This window comes from Rhodoferax sp. LS1P39, from assembly GCF_056521425.1.
This window is the reverse complement of the sequence record NZ_JBWMAV010000015.1, coordinates 98547-117190: the sequence shown is the minus strand read 5'-3', so window position 1 is coordinate 117190 and position 18644 is coordinate 98547. Positions and strand designations below refer to the sequence as shown.

16 protein-coding genes and 1 pseudogene are annotated in these 18644 nt (G+C 63.3%); 7 read left to right on the top strand and 10 right to left on the bottom strand.

All coding sequences use genetic code 11. The features are described 5' to 3' along the window. Positions 1 to 6 precede the first annotated feature (6 nt). On the bottom strand, positions 7 to 978 hold the full coding sequence (locus tag AC097O_RS20265; RefSeq protein ID WP_479594658.1) for a Bug family tripartite tricarboxylate transporter substrate binding protein: 972 nt from the start codon (positions 976 to 978) through the stop codon (positions 7 to 9). Between the two features lie 53 nt (positions 979 to 1031). Next, positions 1032 to 2039: an amidohydrolase family protein gene (locus AC097O_RS20260; RefSeq protein ID WP_479594657.1), complete on the bottom strand. Its 1008-nt coding sequence runs from the start codon at positions 2037 to 2039 to the stop codon at positions 1032 to 1034. A gap of 238 nt (positions 2040 to 2277) precedes the next feature. Here AC097O_RS20260 and AC097O_RS20255 point away from each other — a divergent pair, with 238 nt between their 5' ends. Both AC097O_RS20255 and AC097O_RS20250 read left to right on the top strand, forming a co-directional pair. Further along, positions 2278 to 3072 (top strand): IclR family transcriptional regulator, encoded by a 795-nt coding sequence (locus AC097O_RS20255; RefSeq protein ID WP_479594656.1) that lies wholly within the window; start codon positions 2278 to 2280, stop codon positions 3070 to 3072. A 9-nt stretch (positions 3073 to 3081) separates the two neighbouring features. Further along, complete coding sequence (locus AC097O_RS20250) at positions 3082 to 3519, top strand: ribonuclease HI family protein (RefSeq protein WP_479594655.1); 438 nt, start codon at positions 3082 to 3084, stop codon at positions 3517 to 3519. A gap of 131 nt (positions 3520 to 3650) precedes the next feature. Here AC097O_RS20250 and AC097O_RS20245 read toward each other — a convergent pair whose 3' ends face one another. Beyond that, a complete protein-coding gene (locus tag AC097O_RS20245; protein ID WP_479594654.1) occupies positions 3651 to 5558 on the bottom strand; it encodes a PhoX family protein in 1908 nt (635 codons plus the stop codon). Between the two features lie 109 nt (positions 5559 to 5667). Between AC097O_RS20245 and AC097O_RS20240 the strand changes: the two are divergent. Next, positions 5668 to 5859: pseudogene (locus AC097O_RS20240) on the top strand (methyl-accepting chemotaxis protein); the annotation flags it as partial. 84 nt (positions 5860 to 5943) lie between these two features. Here the strand turns inward: AC097O_RS20240 and AC097O_RS20235 are convergent. The 7 genes from AC097O_RS20235 to AC097O_RS20205 form a co-directional block, all read right to left on the bottom strand. After that, positions 5944 to 6279 (bottom strand): SMR family transporter, encoded by a 336-nt coding sequence (locus tag AC097O_RS20235; RefSeq protein ID WP_479594653.1) that lies wholly within the window; start codon positions 6277 to 6279, stop codon positions 5944 to 5946. 201 nt (positions 6280 to 6480) lie between these two features. Next, positions 6481 to 7566 carry an ABC transporter ATP-binding protein gene (locus tag AC097O_RS20230; RefSeq protein WP_479594652.1) on the bottom strand — a complete coding sequence of 362 codons (1086 nt, stop codon included), beginning with the start codon at positions 7564 to 7566 and terminating at the stop codon, positions 6481 to 6483. Between the two features lie 10 nt (positions 7567 to 7576). Beyond that, positions 7577 to 9823 (bottom strand): glycoside hydrolase family 2 protein, encoded by a 2247-nt coding sequence (locus AC097O_RS20225; protein WP_479594651.1) that lies wholly within the window; start codon positions 9821 to 9823, stop codon positions 7577 to 7579. 12 nt (positions 9824 to 9835) lie between these two features. Next, a complete protein-coding gene (locus tag AC097O_RS20220) occupies positions 9836 to 10654 on the bottom strand; it encodes a carbohydrate ABC transporter permease (RefSeq protein ID WP_479594650.1) in 819 nt (272 codons plus the stop codon). Then, positions 10654 to 11484 carry a carbohydrate ABC transporter permease gene (locus tag AC097O_RS20215; protein ID WP_479594649.1) on the bottom strand — a complete coding sequence of 277 codons (831 nt, stop codon included), beginning with the start codon at positions 11482 to 11484 and terminating at the stop codon, positions 10654 to 10656. Before AC097O_RS20215 ends, AC097O_RS20220 begins: the two co-directional genes overlap by 1 nt. Positions 11485 to 11613: 129 nt before the next feature. Next, entirely contained in the window at positions 11614 to 12888 is a 1275-nt protein-coding gene (locus tag AC097O_RS20210) for an ABC transporter substrate-binding protein (protein ID WP_315187364.1), read from the bottom strand. A 282-nt stretch (positions 12889 to 13170) separates the two neighbouring features. Next, a complete protein-coding gene (locus tag AC097O_RS20205) occupies positions 13171 to 13995 on the bottom strand; it encodes an HDOD domain-containing protein (RefSeq protein ID WP_479594648.1) in 825 nt (274 codons plus the stop codon). Positions 13996 to 14205: 210 nt separating this feature from the next. Between AC097O_RS20205 and AC097O_RS20200 the strand changes: the two genes are divergently transcribed. The 4 genes from AC097O_RS20200 to AC097O_RS20185 all read left to right on the top strand — a co-directional run bounded on the left by AC097O_RS20200 (position 14206) and on the right by AC097O_RS20185 (position 18592). Next, positions 14206 to 15030 (top strand): creatininase family protein, encoded by an 825-nt coding sequence (locus tag AC097O_RS20200; protein WP_479594647.1) that lies wholly within the window; start codon positions 14206 to 14208, stop codon positions 15028 to 15030. A gap of 34 nt (positions 15031 to 15064) precedes the next feature. Then, complete coding sequence (locus AC097O_RS20195; protein ID WP_479594646.1) at positions 15065 to 16198, top strand: YncE family protein; 1134 nt, start codon at positions 15065 to 15067, stop codon at positions 16196 to 16198. Between the two features lie 45 nt (positions 16199 to 16243). Further along, positions 16244 to 17647, top strand: a complete 1404-nt coding sequence (locus AC097O_RS20190) for an exonuclease domain-containing protein (RefSeq protein WP_479594645.1) — start codon at positions 16244 to 16246, stop codon at positions 17645 to 17647. A gap of 93 nt (positions 17648 to 17740) precedes the next feature. Continuing rightward, positions 17741 to 18592 (top strand): HDOD domain-containing protein, encoded by an 852-nt coding sequence (locus AC097O_RS20185; RefSeq protein ID WP_479594644.1) that lies wholly within the window; start codon positions 17741 to 17743, stop codon positions 18590 to 18592. Positions 18593 to 18644 lie beyond the last annotated feature (52 nt).

Here is an 18644-nt window from a genome sequence, read left to right as displayed (position 1 = left end):
TCCTCTTTATTCAGCTTTGATGCCTGCCGACTTCACGATGGCGGCCCAGCCCTGCATCTCCGAAGTGGCGAGTTGGGTGGCCTGGGCCGGGGTGTTGGCCACGGCCGTCAAACCCTGCTCGGCGAGACGGCGTTTGCCGTCGGGCGAATGGAGCGCTGCCGCAATCGCCTGGTTGAGCTTTTCGACCACAGGCTGGGGGGTGCCGGCGGGGGCCGCGAATCCGACCCAGAAATCCATCGCGAATGCTGGCAGGTTGACTTCCTTGGCCGACGGAACATCTGGCAGCAGCGGCGAGCGCACATCGCCCGTCACGACCAGTGCGCGCAGCCTGCCGGACTTGATGCCCGGCAGCGCGGTGGGCAGCGAAGTCACCAGCGCCTGCACCTGGCCACCCATCAGGTCCTGCAGCACCTGGCCCGCGCCCTTGTACGGCACGTGCACCAGGTCAACACCGGCCACGCTCTGGAAAAGCGCGCCGCCCAGATGCGTATTCGTGCCATTGCCACCGGAGCCGTAGTTCATCGTGCCCGGCTTGGCCTTTGCCAGGGCAATGAACTCCTGCACCGTCTTTGCGGGCACGCCGGGATTGACGACGAGCACGTGCGGTGCCGCCGCTGCGGTAATGATGTGGGTGAAGTCCTTCTTGCCGTCGAAAGGCAGCTTGGGGAGCAGGCCTGGGGCAATGGTGAACGACATTTCCGTGGTCAGCAGCGTGTAGCCATCGGGGTTGGCACGCGCAACAGTGCCCCAACCGATCACACCGCCGCCGCCGACCTTGTTGTCCACCACAAGGGGCTGGCCCAGGCTGTTGCCGACCTGGTTGGTGACCAGGCGCGCAACGATGTCGGTGGTGCCCCCGGCGGAGTAAGGCACCACGAAGGTGATCGGTCTAGCCGGGAACGTCTGCGAGAAGGCCGCCGGTGTGGCGGTGAAAGTCAGCACGGCAGTGGTGACCGTGAATAGGCGGGTGAAAAGCATAAAGATCTCCTTTGGATGGTGGGGGGACGGACGGGATTTAGTAAGAAATACGATCAACCAAGCCGGTACACGCGGCTGGCAGTGCCTTCAAAAAGTGCTTGTCGTTCGGTGGGGGAAAACGCGGCGGTGATCCGTTTGAAAGCGTTCCAGCCGTTCCCAAAGCTGTAAGAACCCTTGTCCACCGGAAAATTGCTCTCGAACATGCAGCGCTCGGGCCCAAAAGCTTCTATGCAGGTGAGCATCCAGGGCTGCCACGTCTGGGCGAGTTGCTCCGAAGATGGCGGCAGGCTGCCTTTGTCCAGCCCGAATCCATTGATGCGCATGCCCAGCCCGCCCAGCTTGACGTGGACATTCGGGCGGCGGGCCAACGCGCGCATTGCCGCGCTCCAGCCCAAGAAGACTTCGTCGCCACGGCCTTCGTAAGCCCCGACGCGCACGATGCCGCCGCAGTGGTCCACCACGATGGCCAGGTGCGGAAACGCGTCAGCGACTTCGATCAACTCCGCCAGCTGCGGCCACAACAGCCAGGCGTCATACGACAAGCCCAGCGGGGCCAACTCGGCGAGCCCGGCGCGGTAAGCAGCGTCGCGCAACAGGCCCTGCGGCGCAGCGGTCAATGGGTTGGCCAACGAAGCGTCCGCGTCCCATGTGCTCAGATGGCGTATACCCCGGAAGCGGCCCGCACCCGCCTGCACATGGGCCTCCAGCGTATCCCGCACAGCGGCACCCAAGCGCAGATTCGCATGGCCCACGATGCCTTTGGCGATCTCCATCTCCGCCGCGGGCGGCGTGGTGGCTGCGACCACGTACGCCGTTTCGCCAACCGGTTTCAGCGCGTCGGGGCCGTCCACCCTGTAGCCCGTCAGCGCCTGCATGTAGACCGATGCGCGAACCGCGTGGCCAGATTGCGCGTCAGCCAGGTACTCGCCCTGCAGGTAGGACCAACCAGGCCGGTCATAAAAGTGGTGGTGTGCGTCCACGATGGGCAGCGACGGGTCCATCGCCTCTTCGCGCCCCAAGGCCAGCCATTCTTCGCGAACCGGTAGGTAGTTGGGATACATGGTTGTTATTCCTCTTGGTAGTGGGTTCAAGCAATCAGGTGCTGCAGCAAAGGATGGGGTAGCACCGAAAAGCAAAGTTTTTGCAATTTCCAAAAGTTCTATTTGATAGAACTAAGTTCTGTTAGAAAGAACTATAAAAGCGTGAAAAGGCCTTGAACATCCGCAATAACCCTTAATTTTGGCCATAAAGCACCTGTGTTCTACTCAGCAGAACGAATACACCTGGAGCCAATGGACTATGGAATCCGCAGTACCTGACACGCACGAAGAGCCTGCAGAAGCCAGCAGCGGAGTGGCTGTGCTCGACAGAGCCTTTGCGTTGCTGGGGGCATTTGGGCCCACGGATGAGCGGCTGACGCTGACCGAACTTTCCAAGCGCACGGGGCTGTACAAAAGTACCGTGCTTCGCTTGTTGGCCGCCCTGGAGCACGGCGGCTTTATCCGAAAACTGGAAGACGGACAGTACGCGGTAGGCCCCCAACCCATGCGGCTGGCGGCGATCTACCAACGGTCGTTCCGGGTCGATTCGATAGTGGAGCCGCTGCTTGGAGAGCTCAGCCGGGACCAGGGGGAAACGGCATCGTTCTATGTACGCGTGGGCGCTCGCAGGCTGGTCGTCAGCCGGGTCGAACCGGCCCGGTCGGTGCGGGTCTCGATCCGGGTCGGGGAAGACTTCGAAGTGGAAAAAGGCGCGTCAGGAAAAGTGCTGTTGGCCTTCACCGAACCTGAAAGCGAGTCTGTCCATGCCTTGGTACGGACGCGCCTGTGGGCAACCTCCTACGGCGAACGCGACCCTGAAACCGCCTCGGCATCCGTGCCGGTGTTTGGCGCTATGGGTGACCTGAAAGGTGCTCTCACCATGTCCGGGCCACGTGCCAGGCTAGGCGAACCCGAAACCATGCTTGCGGCAGTGGCTGCGCTGCTCGCCATGGCGCAGCGGGCCACAGCGGAGTTTGGCGGCAACCCTGCGCGGTTCACGGCGAGCAGAGAGACTTTGCGACTGGAGCACATGGGACCATCGGCACCTCTCTGAAATTCCTCCATGCCCTGGCACATCCACACCGACGGCAGCGCCCTGCCCAACCCTGGCCGCATGGGCCTGGGCGCAGTGTGGACGGCACCCGACGGCACGCGCCACACGCTGTCGCAGGTGGCCCCTGGCATCGGCTGCAACAACGAGGCGGAGGTGCGGGCGCTGATGGCGGCGTTGCGGGCGCTGAAACTCCAGGGCGCAGACGACCTGCGGCTGCACTGCGACAACAGCATCGTGGTGGAGCAAGTCGGCAGTCAAAACGCCAAGCCGATTGCCCGGCTGGCGGCGCTGTTTGGCGAGGCGCGGGCGCTGTTTACCAGCTTTGACCAGGCCACGCTGGTGTGGATACCGCAGCACCGCAACACCGAGGCCGATGCGCTGGCCCGGGCAGCTTTGGGGATGGGCGCGGCGCGGGTGGTCCAGGTTGGCAAGAAGCGGCGTAGGTAGGATGGGTCTTGTACAGAAAATGGTCTCACGCTGCATCGTGGTGAAGAATGCCAGGCTCTTCCCTGGCCGCTGCTGGCATCGCCCGCGCCACACTGGGTGGCGGCAGGGCCAAAACGCAGTGAATGCCGCTGTCAAGTTCCTATCATCCCCCCATCCAACTTGCGAATCGCAACCGTGGCGGAGCGGGGGCGTCCATCGGGGCGGTAGTCCGGCCAGTTGGCGTATTTTCTGGGCTCTGCGGGGTCGCTGCGTTCGCTTGGGGTTTCGCCGGGGTGCTGGATGCTGATGAACAGAGTAGTGCCATCGGGCGTCAAGGTACAGCCGGTGATTTCGCAGTTGGTCGGTCCGGTGAGGAAGCGGCGGGTGTCGCCCGTGGCCGGGTCACAAGCCAGCATCTGGTTGTTGCCAATATTCTTCATCTCACCCTTGTACATGGCGGCGGCGGCGGCATCGGTTTGAATCCACAACACGCCGCGTTTGTCGATGCGGATGCCGTCCGGGCAGCAGTAGATGTCGCCATTGATGTTGCCTCTGGCATCGGCCCGTTCATTCGCCGGGTCGCCCGCCAGCACCAGGTGGTTCCACGCAAAACCAGCGCCGTCAAAATCGCCATCGTCCTTCCAGCGGATGATTTGGCCCATGGTGTTGTTGGCGCGCGGGTTGGCGGCGTCCACACCGGGCTGGTCAGGCTGGCCCCGGTTGCTGTTGTTGGTCAACGTGCAGTAGACCCAGCCACTTTGGGTGTCAATCGTCAACCACTCGGGGCGGTCCATTTTGGTGGCCTTCAGGGCATCACTGGCCTGACGTGCCTTGATCACCACTTCGCCCTGGTCGGCAAAACCGTTGGCCACCGTGAGTGGCCCCTGGCCATGCACCAGCGGCAACCACTGGCCGCGCCCGCCCGCATCAAAACGCGCTACGTACAAGGTGCCGTGGTCCAGCAGTTCGCGGTTGGCTTTGGCACCACCGGGGGCAATTTTGTCGCGGCTGACAAATTTGTAGATGTACTCAAAGCGTGAATCTTCACCTGAATAAACCACCGCCCGCCCGTCTTTGGTCACCCCCACCCAAGCGCCCTCATGCGCGGCGCGGCCCATCGCCGTGCGCTTGACGGGTGTGCTGGTGGGGTCCATGGGGTCTACTTCCACCACCCAGCCAAAACGGTTGGGTTCGTTGGGGTTTTTCACGGCATCAAAGCGCTCATCAAACTTGTCCCACATGTAAGCGCCATCTTTGCGGGCACCCCAGCGTTTCTGGTGGTCGGTGAGTTTGTCGCCGTGGCCAAAGTAACCCATCCAGTTTTCTTCACCTGACAAATAGGTGCCCCAGGGAGTCTGGCTGCTGGCGCAATTGTTCAGTGTGCCCAGCACGATGCGCCCGGCGGGGTCGGCAGCGGTTTTCATCATGGCGTGGCCAGCAGCTGGGCCACCCACGGTGAAGGGCGCATCCATGGTGAAGCGCCGCGCATAACGCGATGGCCGCACCATCTGCCAGTTGCCGCCTTTGAGCTCCACCTCATAAACAGCAAGACCGTGGGCGTTTTGTGCCTTCTTCACTTTCTCGGCGTTCATGTTGTTGAAGCCGCCCACGTGCAGCAAACCGTCATCGGTGTACTCATGATTGATGGCGATCAGGCCGCGTGTTGAGCTGCCCTCCAGCGGGAAGAACTCAACGCCGTCATGGTGCATGCCCATCTGCACCGCCTGGTCGGCAGCACTGTTGGAGGCATCGTATTTGAAGGCGGGCATGTTGCCCGGCACGCCAATCGGCTCGCCCCAGGCGGCAATGGCCGTGGCGACATAACCCTCTGGCACCACCAGCTTGTCCCCCATACCCACCGGAATGCCCTTGAAGCCCAGCCTGGGGCCACTGGCCATCCCACCTGTTGTGGCACAGCCTGCCAACGGCCCCATCACCGACAGCATCGCGGCAATGGCGCCGCCCCGCAGCACGATGCGCCGCTGCGGGTCTGAAACCTCGTGAATGCTGGAGTTGGACGAGCGGTTGCTGTCCTCCATCGAGCTGAAATCTTTTGCCATGGTTTGCTCCTCGTTGTGGAATGAAAGTCTCTGTGCCGAGACTGTCGTCAACCATAGCAGGTTCAATCCAGCAAAGGCGAGTTGCCCTGAATGAAGCACGGGTCAGGAAGTAGGGTGGAGAAACGGTGCCATGTCCGAGCAAAGCATTGCTATCAGCCAGATCAACCAGGCCGTAACCGAGATGGACCAATCTACCCAGCAAAATGCTGCGCTGGTGGAGCAATCCACCGCCGCCTCCTCGGTATTGAATGAGCGGGCGCAGAATCTATCGCGCACGGTAGCGTCCTTCAAACTGGATTGAACCCAGGTCCGGCAGTTGGACCCGCCCATGGTGGCTGCGCCACCCGCCAAAAGCCTATCGCACACCGGAACGTACAGGCCCGTCTCAGTGCCCCGCCGTCTTGGAAAACACGTTCACCACCACCACCCCGGCAATGATCAGCCCCATACCGGCGATGGCGGGCAGGTCCAGGTTTTGGCCGAACCACCACCAGCCCACCAGCGAGATCAGCACGATGCCGGTGCCCGACCAGATGGCGTAGGCCACTCCCGTGGGTATGGTGCGCAGCGTGAGCGACAGGAACAAAAAGGCGATGGCGTAGCCCACCACGGTGATGACGCTGGGCCATAGGCGGGTGAAGCTGTCCGAGCTTTTGAGGAAGCTGGTGGCCACCACCTCGGCGACGATGGCGATGAAAAGGTAGAGGTAAGCGGTGGACATGGTGGGACACAGTCTTGCCCGAATCGACCCCGCCCGCCCCTACCGGCGCGACGGCTTCTGGCCGGGGCGCGACATGGTAGTGCGCATTTACTCTTTTTTTGATAGCTGCTCGCGCTTATGGAATGGGCGGTAGGGGCTGTTTTGATATAAATCGGGAACCGACCCCCACCCCAACCCTCCCCCGGGAGGGGAGGGAGCAAGTCAGTAGATGCGTGCGCCGGTTTGGCGGTCGAACAGCAGGGCAAGTTTTGTTTGGAACCTGGCATCGAACGCCTGCCCCATGCGCAGGCCCCGGCCATGCTCGGTTTTGATGACCATCAGCCCGCCCGACTCGGCGCGGGCGTAGGCGAAGGTTTCGCCGCCCAGGTGCTCAAGCATGTCGATGGTGAGCTGCAGGTGGCCGTCGCCATCCTCGCGGAAGTGCTCGGGGCGCACGCCCACCGTCACCTCGGCCCCGGTGGCCGGTGCCGGGCCGGTGAACGGGATGGACACGACCTTGCCGCCGAAACCGGGCAGCTCCACCTGGCAGTGCGCGCCGTCCACGCCGCGCACCACACCATCCAGAAAGTTCATCTTCGGCGAGCCGATGAAGCCCGCCACAAAGGTGTTGGCCGGGTTGTCGTAGACCTCCAGCGGCGCGCCTACCTGCTCGACCTTGCCTGCGCGCAGCACCACGATTTTGTCGGCCAGGGTCATGGCTTCGACCTGGTCGTGGGTGACGTAGATGATGGTGGAGCCCAGCTCGCGGTGCAGGCGGGCGATCTCAATGCGCATGTGCACGCGCAACTCGGCATCCAGGTTGGACAGGGGCTCGTCAAACAAAAACACCTTGGGGTCGCGCACGATGGCGCGGCCAATGGCCACGCGCTGGCGCTGGCCGCCCGACAAGGCTTTGGGCTTGCGGTCCATCAGCGGGCCCAGGCCTAGGACCTGTGCCGCTGCGTCCACCTTGGTGGCCACTTCGGCCTTGGGCACACCGGCAAAGCGCAGGGCAAAGCCCATGTTCTCGCGCACCGTCATGTGCGGATACAGCGCGTACGACTGGAACACCATGGCGATGCCGCGCTTGGACGGGTCCAGGTCGTTGACGCGCAGGCCACCGATGTCCAGGTCGCCGCTGGTGATGTCTTCCAGCCCGGCCACCATGCGCAGCAGGGTAGATTTTCCGCAGCCGGACGGGCCGACGAAGACGACGAATTCGCCCTTGTTGATCTCCAGGTCCACGCCCCGGATCACATGGGTGTTGCCGAAGGATTTGGTGATTTGGGTGAGTGTGACGTCTGCCATTTCCTGCTCCTTACGCCGCTGCGAGCGTTACAACCTGGCGGCCCAGCCGCCGGGTGGACACCGCTACCTGCGTGTCCACATGCGCGCCGGTGCTCTCTACCCAGAAGCCCGCCACACCGCCTTTGAACAAGATGAGTTCCGGCCCCAGCAGCTTGGCACCGCCGCTCACTTCCACGCCCACCACATCGTCCAGAAACGGCAACACGCGGCCACACTGGTCGAGGGCGCGCACGGTGAAGCGCACCGCATCTTTTTCGCCTGCCAGCAGCGTGGTGCTGTCGGCCACCACCTCCAGCGTGGTGGGCAGCGGGTTGCCGCTGAGGGTGACGCAGGCCACAGCCTGGCCGCCCACAAAGCCAGTGATGCTGCAGTCCAGCCACTGCATGCCCCAGGCACCCACTTCGGCCATGTCCACCTGGCGGCTGTCGATGGTGACGGGGGCGTACGGCAGGTGCGGGTACTTGGCGCGGTCGGGCTCGGCGCGTTTCACGGGGAAGTCGCCGAATTGGAATTCGAGGTAGTCGCAGTTGGTCAGCACCAGCAGGGGCAGCACTTCGCAGCGGTCTTTTTCGCCGCGCGCCCAGTAGGTCACGGGCTCCAGCACCACCTGCTGCTGGGGCGGGCACTGGCTGGCGTACACCGCAGCGGCAAACTTGGGCGCGCGGAAGATGTCCATCACGCCGTGGTGGCAGATGCGGTCGCCCGCGCCAAAGTCTTTGTGGGTGTTGTAGTCGAACATGCACCAGCCAATGGCCCCGGCAATCTGCGGGTTGGCGTAGGCGGCGTTGAGCACCTCCAGGTGGCGGGTGGCGTGCTCGGCCTGGCGGTCTTCGGGGTCGATACGTTTGGTGGGGTACATGTGGCCGTTGAACTCGGTCACCAGGTAGGGCACGTCGCTGGCCAGGCCGGTCACGTCGCGGGTTTGGCGCAGTGGCGCGGGGGTACGGCCCGGCAGCCAGTCGGCGGGTGCGATGTGGAAGAAGTCGTTCATGGTGTACACGTCTTCCAGCAGTTCGCTGTTTTCAATGCAACGCACGCCGCCGGTCTGGCGGGTGGTGTCCAGGGCGCGGGCCATGGCGTTGGTGCGGGCAAAGAAGTCGTGGTTGTCGGCAGATTCGTTGATGCGCACGCCCCACAGGATGATGCTGGGGTGGTTCCAGTCGCGCTGCACCATGCGGCGCACGTTCTCCACCGACTCGTCTTGCCACACCGCGCCGCCAATGTGCTGCCAGCCCGGGATTTCTTCAAACACCAGCAGGCCGATTTCGTCGCAGCGGTCCAGAAAATACGGCGACTGCGGGTAGTGCGAGGTGCGCGCCAGGTTGCAGTGCAGCTCATTCTTCAAAATGTCGGCATCCAGCTCCTGCGCACGGCGGCCCATGGCGTAGCCCACGTAGGGGTAAGACTGGTGGCGGTTCAGGCCGCGGATTTTCAGCAGCTTGCCGTTCAGGCGGAAACCGTCGCTGGCAAAACGCGCGGTGCGAAAACCGAAGCGGGTATCCAGCGTGTCCTGGCCGTCGGGGGTATCGATGTGCAAAGCCACGCGGTAGAGCTGGGGCGAGTCCAGTTCCCACAGCGCCAGGCCTGCCAGGTTCTCGAACACCAGGCGCACCGTGTCGCCGGTGAAATTTACGGTTTGCTGCTGCAGCACCGTGCCGTCCAGCGCACACAGCTCGGCCCGCGCCGTGCCTGCCAGCGCCACGCCACGCGGGTTGGCCAGGGTGCCGATGGCGGTGACGGCTTTGGCATCGCTGAGTTCAAACGCAGTTTCCACCTTGATGCGGGCAATCGATACCGCATCGGTCACTTTGAGCCACACATCGCGGTAGATGCCGGCGTAGGTCAGGTAGTCGATCTGGCCGCCGAAGGGCGGGATGTCGGGGTTCTCGCTGCCGTCGATCTTGACGGTGACGAGGTTGTCGCCCGCCTTCAATAGCCCGGTAAGGCGCGCCTCGAAAGGCGTGTAGCCATCGGCATGCTGGGCGACCTTTTCGCCGTTGACCCACACCACCGAGTTGGCCATGGCACCGTCAAACACCAGCGCCACTTCCTGGCCCTCGAAGGCGGGCTGCCAGGGCAGGTGGAGCTGGTAGCCAAACTCTTTCTGGAACGACTTTTCGTCGAAGTAGTTCATCTCCAGATCGACCGCGTTGTGCGGCAGGCGCACGGCTTCACCGGGCTTTGCACGCGCAATCAAGTCTTGCGAAAAATCGGCGTGGAAGATCCAGCCGTCGTTGATTTTTTGAACTAAACGCATTGTGATAAAACCTTACTTCACGGAGCCGAGCATGCCTTCGACAAACTGGCGCTGCATGGCAAAAAAGACGGCGAGTGTGGGGATGGTGGCCATGATGGTGGCGACCATGATCACGCCAAAATCGGGCGTATACGACGAGCCCAGGGACGACAGCACCAGGGTGATGGTTTTGAGCTCCAGCGACTGCAACACGATCAGCGGCCACAAGAAGCTATTCCAGGTGGCCATGAACACAATGATAAAAGCAGCAGCGTAGGTAGAGCGCATCACCGGTACATACACGAACAAAAATATCTGCCACTCCTTCAGCCCATCGACCCGCGCCGCGTCGCGCAGCTCAGTGGGAAACGCCTTGGTGTTTTGCCGAAAGTAAAACACCATGTAGGCCGAGGCGATGGTGGGCAAAATCACCGCCATGTGGGTGTCGAGCATGTCGAACGAGGCCAGCAAAATGAACAGCGGAATCATCAGCGTGGCAAACGGAATCATCATCGACACCAGAATGCCCTGGTAAAAACGTTCGCGGGTGGGCGACTTGAACACCTCAAACCCATAGCCCGCCAGGGACGACACCAGCAGGGTGAGCAGCGAGCCCACGACGGCGATTTTTCCGGAATTCCAAAACACCTGGCCTACATCGAACAGGGCCGCAAACTTCTGGTAGTTGTCTACCAAGGCGTTGCCCAGGGTGATCTTGCCTTTGGTGACGTCGTTGCTCTCGTTGGTGGCGCTGATCAGCATCCACAGAAACGGAAAGATCGACAAAAACGCCATCAGCCACAAAAAGGCGTAGACCACGGCCATGCGCAGTTTCTCCGTCGAGATGGACATCATTCTTTCTCCCGCGCCAGGTAAAACTGGAAGAAGGCCAGGATCGCCACCAGGATCACGATCACATACGACACCGTGGCCGCGTAGCCAAAGTTGGGCACAAACTTGAACGACAGGTTGTAGATGTACAGCGACAAGGTCAGCGTGCTGTCGGCCGGGCCGCCATTGGTAATGTTCATGGCCTCGTCAAACATCTGCAGCGTGCCGATGGTGGAGGTGACGGTAGTGAACAGAATCACCGGTTTGAGCACCGGAATGGTGATCGACAAGAACCGGCGCGTGGCCGAAATGCCGTCGATGCGGGCGGCCTCGTAGATGGATTTGTCGACGTTTTGCATGGCCGCCAGGTAGAAGATCATGTTGTAGCCGGTCCAGCGCCAGGTGATGGCCGAGATCACCACCACCCGGGCCCAGAAGGGGTCGGTCAGCCAGGGCACCGGCTGGTCGATCAGCCCCGTCCACAGCAGCGTGGCGTTGACCAGGCCGTCGTACGAAAACATGCTTTTGAACAGCACCGAGTACGCCACCAGCGAGGTGACGCAGGGCAGAAAAATGGCGGTGCGCAGCAGGCCGCGAAAGCGCAGATTCGGCATGTTCAGGGCGGATGCCAGCACCAGCGCCAGCACAATCATGATGGGCACCTGCACGATCAGGAAGATGAAGGTGTTGGTCAACGCCCGCAGGAACATCGGGTCGTTGACCAGCCGCTCCACATTGCCCAGGCCCACAAACTGCACCATGCTGCCCTGCCCTGCGTGCAGCGACATCCACAGCGATTTGCCGATGGGGTAGACCATGAAAGTGCCGATCAGCAGCAACGCCGCCGACACAAAAGCCCATCCGTTGATATCGTAGAAAAGGCGATATCCCGGCCTGCTTGCTTGCCGCATAAAAGTCTCCAGAGTGTGGGCGATGGGGCGATGGCAACTTGACTTGCCGCACCCCATCCAGCAGGGTGTTTACTTGACCTGGGCGGCCAGTTGCTGGTGGATCTTGTCGATCAGCTGGTCTACCGGCACGCCCTGGTTCAGGGCGGGCAACTGGGCCGACACGGCGGCATCGCCTTCGTAGGTGTACATGCCGTAGTTCACGCTGGGCACCTTGGCCAGCCAATCGCTGAAGCGCAGCCACACCTGGGCCCCGCCAAAGAACAGATCGGCATCGCTGTAAGCCTTGCCTGCGCGCGAGGACATCAGGGTGCCGACCGCGCCGCGCGAGATCAGGATGGTTTGGTAGAACTCGGTGTCTTTGGCGAAGATTTCATTCAGGAAATCGACCGCCATGGCTTTCTCTTTGCCGCCCGACAGCACGTACCAGCTGGAGCCGCCCAGGTTGGAGGCGTGCGTGGCACCTGGCACGTTCAGCTTGGGCGTGGGGGCCACGGCCCACAGGCCGGCCTGGCTCTTTTCGGACTTGACCGCACCGGTGATCCACACGCCGGTGGTGATGCTGGCCACGTCGCCCTTGTTGACCGCACCTACGTACTCGGCCCAGTTGGTCACGGGCTTGACGATGCCCGCCTTGAACAGCTTGGCCTGGGTTTCCAGCGCGGCCTTGAAGGCGGGGTTGCCCTTGATGTCGAGCTTGCCGTCTTTGTCGAAGTACCAGCGCCCGGCGGACTGCATCATCACGCGGATCAGGCCGTTGTCATTGGGGTCGATGCCCAGCATCTTCTTGCCGGTAACGGCGGTGACTTTGGTGCCGATCTCGATATAGCGGTCCCAGCTGATGTTCTCCATGTCCTTCTCGGAAAAACCGGCCTTGGCCAGCAGATCCTTGCGGTAGTACATGCCGGTCACACCCGAGTCGAAAGGCAGGCCGTAGACCTTGCCGTTGACCGTCATCAGGTCCACCTTGTACTTGGCAAAACCGGCGTAGTTGACGGTGCCCGACATGGGCTCGAAAGCGCCGGGGAACGAGCGCAGGTATTTTTGCGCGTTGTAGTCCTCTACCAGCACGATGTCGGGCAGCGACTTGCTCACCCCCGAGGCCAGCATGGTTTGCAACTTTTGCTCCAGGTCGGCCTTGGACATGTCCACGATCTTGAACGTGGCATCGGGGTGCTTGGCGGTGTAGCGGGCAGCCGCGTCCTTCATGATGGCGATGTTGAAGTTCGGGTCCCAGGCCCAGACTGTCACTTCCTTGGCCGACACTGCCGCGGCAGTCATCAGGCCCACGCTGGCCAGGGCCAGGCTGGCAGCCGCGCGCACAAAGGTAGGTTTCGCAAAATGCATGGTGTGTTCTTTCGTCTCTTTGGAGGTTGCCGGGGCCGCGTGTGGAACGCCTGCAGACCCCGGGTTCAGGTGGTTTGGCCGTGGCCACTCACCTCCATTAATAATACAAATAAACCTCAGAAATCCACCAAGGGAATACCCTGAACCCCAGTGCATACCGAAAATGTCGACAAACACCCTATACGCTCACTACGTTACCGGTGACAGTCCCACCCAATCATCATATTTTTAAAGCAGTCGCCCCGAAACGGACACCAAGTGGTGCCTGCAAGCCCTGAAAGCCTAGGCGAAGTCCCGCGCCTCGTCTGGCGCGGTCCACTCGATGGCATCGCCGGTACACAGCTGCGCCTCGCCCTCGGTGCAGCCAATCGCATCGGCCACGCGGCGGGGGTACTGCTCCAGCATGCTGGGGGTGTCCAAGTCGAGTTCGTGGGCGCGCCCGCCCCAGATGGCCAGGTACACGATGCCGGCCAGGGTGTCGGTGGCCGTGTCCTCCTGCGGGTTCGGGTGGTGCCGGATGGCATCCACAATCTCCTGCGGGAAACGCCACTTGGCGGCAAAGGCCGCGCCCACATCGGCATACGAGTAACCCAGCTCGGCCATTTGCCGGGCGTAGCGGTTGCCGTCCTTGGCAAAGTCGGGCTGCATGCAGGGCTGGTCGGGCATGGCCATTTTCATCATCAGGTCGCCCACGCCGTGCAGCAGCCCGGCGGTGAAGGCCAAGCCTTTGTCCATGCGCATGGTGGCGGCCAGCGACTGGGCGATCTTGGCCACGTCCAGGCTGTTGCGCCAGAACTCGGGCATATTCACCCCGGGCACCATCCGAAAAGCCCCGCCCACCGCCGCCGCGCTGACCAACTGCTTGATGGCCTTGAGCCCCAGCAGCGGAATCGCGGCCTCCATGGTCCCAATACGGCCACCACTGCCGAAACGGGCCGAGTTCAGCACCCGCAGCACACGCACCGTCAGCCCCACTTCGGCCGACACCAGGGCCGTGATCCGGCGCACATCCGGATCGGGCTTCTGGAATTCACCAAATATCTGCGCAATGGTGGCCGGCAGCGAGGGGATCAAGGTGTCGGAAGCAATCAGTTCGTCGAGTGTCATGGAGGTCTTTTCGGTGGATGGGCACCCAAACCGGCACGCCAATGGGTCCCAATATAGTCCGATTTGGCCCGCCAATAAGTCCATGGGCCCATCAGGGCCTGTGCGTGCCATCACACCACTTTACGTTGCCTTGACGCTAAACAAAGCGCCGGGGCGGTAACTGCGGATACGCTTGCGGTTCGGTCCACGCCGCACTCCAAAGCCCTTTGTATGCACTACCCCTTCCTGCGCACGCAGACCACGCTGGCGGGCATCGCCCTGCTCCTCCTCGGCCATGCCGCCTGGGCCCAGACACCCCACACCGTGTTTCTAGAAGACCTGACCTGGACAGAGCTGCGCGACCAGGTGCGCCTGGGCAAGACCACCATCCTGGTGCCCATCGGCGGCACCGAGCAAAGCGGCCCCTATGTGGCCCTGGGCAAGCACAACGCGCGGGTCAAGGCGCTGTCGCAGCGCATCGCCGAGGGCCTGGGCAATGCCCTGGTGGCCCCAGTGATCGCCTATGTGCCCGAGGGCGGCACGGCCCCCACCAGCTCGCACATGCGCTTTCCCGGCACCATCACCGTGCCCGATGATGTGTTCCAGAAAACCCTAGCATCCGCCGCCAACAGCTTCAAAGTGCACGGCTTTCAAAACGTGGTCTTCCTGGGCGACCACGGCGGCTACCTGAAGAGCGTGCAGCAGGTGGTGGCCCAGTTGAACAAAAGCTGGGCCAGCAGCGGGGCCAAGGCCATCCTGCCCGAGGCCTACTACCGCACCAGCTCCGACGGCTACGCCCAGATCCTGCGCCAGCGCGGCATCCGCGACGATGAAATCGGCACCCACGCCGGCCTGGCCGACACCGCCCTGCTGCTCGCCGTGGCACCGCAGATGGTGCGCCAGGATGCCATGCGCAGCGGCCCTAAGGTGGGCCAGGCCGACGGCGTGTACGGCGGCGACCCGCACCGCGCCACGGCCGAACTGGGCCAGCTCGGAGTCGATGCCATCGTCGGCAAAACCGTGCAGGCACTCAAGGCGGCTACGGCAACACGCTAAATTAACGCTATTTCCTTCACCGGCTCCCTACCCCATGCACAAACTTATCCCACTTGCCGCCGCCCTGGCCCTGTGCCACAGCGTATTCGCCGCACCCGCCACCGCCCCCGGCATGCCGCCGGTAGTCAACCCCAGCAACCTGTACAGCGAAGCCGGTGCGGGCCGCCTCAGCCCTGGCGTGGCCACTGCCCTACCGCGCATCTACGTACCTAACCTGCGCTCCAACAACGTATCCGTGATCGACCCCGCCACCATGAAGGTGGTGGACACCATCCCGGTGGGCCACAGCCCGCAGCACGTGGTGCCCGCCTGGGACCTGCAAACCCTGTGGGTGGCCAACAATGCCGAGGGCAAGAACACCGGCAGCCTCACCCCCATCGACCCCAAAACCGGCAAGCGCGGCCCGGACGTGCCGGTGGACGACCCCTACAACATGTACTTCACCCCCGACGGCAAGCAGGCCATCGTGGTGGCCGAAGCCTTTGCACGGCTGGACTTTCGCGATCCCCACACCATGGCGCTGCAGTCCAGCCTGGCCGTGCCCGAGTGCAAGGGCATCAACCATGCCGACTTTTCCATCGATGGCCGCTACGCCCTGTTCACCTGTGAATTCGGCGGCAAGCTGGCCAAGATCGACATGGTGAACCGCAAGGTACTGGGCTACCTGCTGCTGGACAAAAAAGGCATGCCGCAAGACATCCGTATCTCGCCCGACGGCAAGGTGTTCTATGTGGCCGACATGATGGCCGACGGCATCCACGTGGTCGATGGCGACAGCTTCACCAAGATCGGCCAGATCCCCACCGGCACCGGTGCCCACGGCCTGTACCCCAGCCGCGACGGCACCCGGCTGTACATCTCCAACCGCGGCAGCAACATGGTGCACGGCAAGCGCAAAGGCCCAGGCAGCGTCTCGGTGCTCGACTTCGCCACCCGCAAAGTGGTCGCCACCTGGCCCGTCCCCGGCGGCGGCAGCCCCGACATGGGCAACGTCAGCGCCGATGGCAAGACCCTGTGGCTGTCGGGCCGCTTCGACGACAAGGTCTACGCCTTTGACACCAGCACCGGTGCCGTCACCTCCATCAAGGTGGGCGCTGAACCCCACGGCCTGACCGTCTGGCCGCAACCGGGCCGTTATTCGCTGGGGCATACGGGCAACATGCGCTAAAGCCCTGCGGTGCGCGGCCTAGCTCGGCAGTGCTAGGCTGTGGGGATGCATTCTGATTTCCCGCCCCTGGCCTTTGTAGACATTGAAACCACCGGCGGCAGCGCCGGTCGCGACCGCATCACCGAGGTGGGCATCGTTGAAGTAGACGGCCCCCATGTGCGCCGCTGGAGCCAGCTGATCCACCCCGGCACGCGCATCCCCGCCTTCATCCAGAAACTCACCGGCATTGACGATGCCATGGTGGCCGACCAGCCGCCCTTTGAGGCCGTGGCCGCCGACATCCTGGACCGGCTGCGCGGCAAGCTGTTTGTGGCCCACAACGCGCGCTTTGACTACGGCTTTTTGCGCGCCGAATTCAAGGCCTGCGGCATCGCCTGGCAAGCCCCCGTGCTGTGCACCGTGCAGCTCTCGCGCCGCCTGTTCCCCAGCCAGGCGCGGCACAACCTCGACAGCCTGATAGCCGCCCACAACCTGCAAATGCCCGCGCGCCACCGCGCCCTGGCCGATGCCGACGCGCTGGCCCAGTTCTGGCAGGTGCTGCACACCCGCTTCGATGCTGCCACCCTGGGCGCGGCGGTCAACGCCCTGTCGGCCCGCCCTGCCGTGCCGCCGCAGCTGGATGCCGAGCACATCGACCGTCTGCCCGAAACCCCCGGCGTGTATGTGTTTTACGATGCGCAACGCCGCCCGCTCTACATCGGCAAAAGCAAAAACCTGCGCAGCCGCGTGCTGGCCCACTTCAGCGCCGCCCTGTCCAATCCCAAAGAAATGCGCCTGAGCCAGCAGGTGGCCGATATCGACTGGCTGGAAACCGAGGGCGAAGTCGGCGCGCTGCTGCTCGAAGCCCAGTGGGTCAAACACCACCAACCCAGCATGAACGTGCAACTGCGCCGCCAGCGCGACCTGCATGCCTGGCAGCTGGACGACACCAGCGCCCTGCTAACCCCCATGGTGCCGCGCCTGGTCAACGGCCCCGACATCGCGCTGGGCGTGCAAGACAACCTGTTTGGCCCCTTCCGCTCCCGCCGCGAAGCCCTGCAGTTGCTGGAAACCCTGGCTACCACCCAGGGCCTGTGCCGCGGCGTGCTGGGCCTGGAAAAGCTCGCCCCCGGCCGCCCCTGCTTCGCCCACCAGATCCGCCAGTGCGCCGGGGCCTGCGTGGGCACCCAGCCCCTGGCCCAGCACAACCTGGCCCTGCTCACCGCCCTGACCCGCCACAAAGTGCAGCGCTGGCCCCACCCCGGCCCCATAGGCCTGCGCGAAGGCCGCGACCTGCACGTGCTACACGACTGGCGCTACCTAGGCACCGCCAAGAGTGACGAGGAAGTGGCCGAGCTGCTGGAGTCCGGCCACACCGCGTTCGACTTCGACACCTACAAGATTCTGAGCAAAGCGCTGGCCAAGGCGCGGGTGGGGCAGATTGTGCGGCTGGGCCAGGCAAATTCCTGATTTGATAGCTGCTCACGCCCATTCCATAAGCACGGGCGGCCGATTTGGCATTGAACATTGGTAGTTTTCAGCACGTGCTGTACATTGGCTTACATGTCTGCCCCCCAACTCACCCAAGCCCTGCCCGACCTCGCGGCCTGGACGCGCTACTGCACCACGGCCGAGATCCCGGTCATGGCCGAGACGGCGCAGGCGCTGGAGGTGTTGCGGGCCAAGGAAGACGAGGTGGACGCGGCCATGCTGGCCAAGGCCATCCAGACCGACCCACTGATGACCATCAAGGTAATGGCCCATGTGGCCAGCCTGCGCCGCCCCGATGTGCACGTGATGGATTCCAGCAAAACCGAAACCATCACCGGGGCCCTGGTGATGCTGGGGATTGCACCGTTCTTCCGCCACTTTGGCCCACAACCCACGGTGGAAGACCGCCTGGCCAACCAGCCGCAGGCGCTGGCCGCCGTGCGCGAGCTGTTGCAGCGGGCCGAGCGGGCCCGGCTGTTTGCGCTGGGCTTTGCAGTACACCGCGCGGATATGGATGTGGACGTGATCCTGCACGCCGCGTTTTTGCACGACTTTGCCGAGCTGCTGCTGTGGTGCCACGCCCCGGCCCTGGCGTTGCAGATCCAGGCCGCGCAGCAGGCCGACCCGGCGCTGCGCAGCGCCGCCATCCAGAAGACCGTGCTGAACATCGAGCTGGACGACCTGGCCCAGCAGCTCATGCGCCAGTGGAGCCTGCCGGCCATGCTGGTGCGCATCAGCGATGCCCGCCATGCCGAGCAGGCCAATGTGCTCAATGTGGTGCTGGCCGTGCGGCTGGCGCGCCACACGCTGCACGGCTGGGACAACCCCGCCGTACCCGACGACGTGGAAGCCATCGCCAAACTGCTAAACGCCACGCCCCGCATCGCACTGGCCTACCTGCACAAGATCGTGGCGGACTTGTAGAACATTTTGATAGCTGCCTGCGCCCTATCCATAAGCGCCAGGGCCGTTTTTA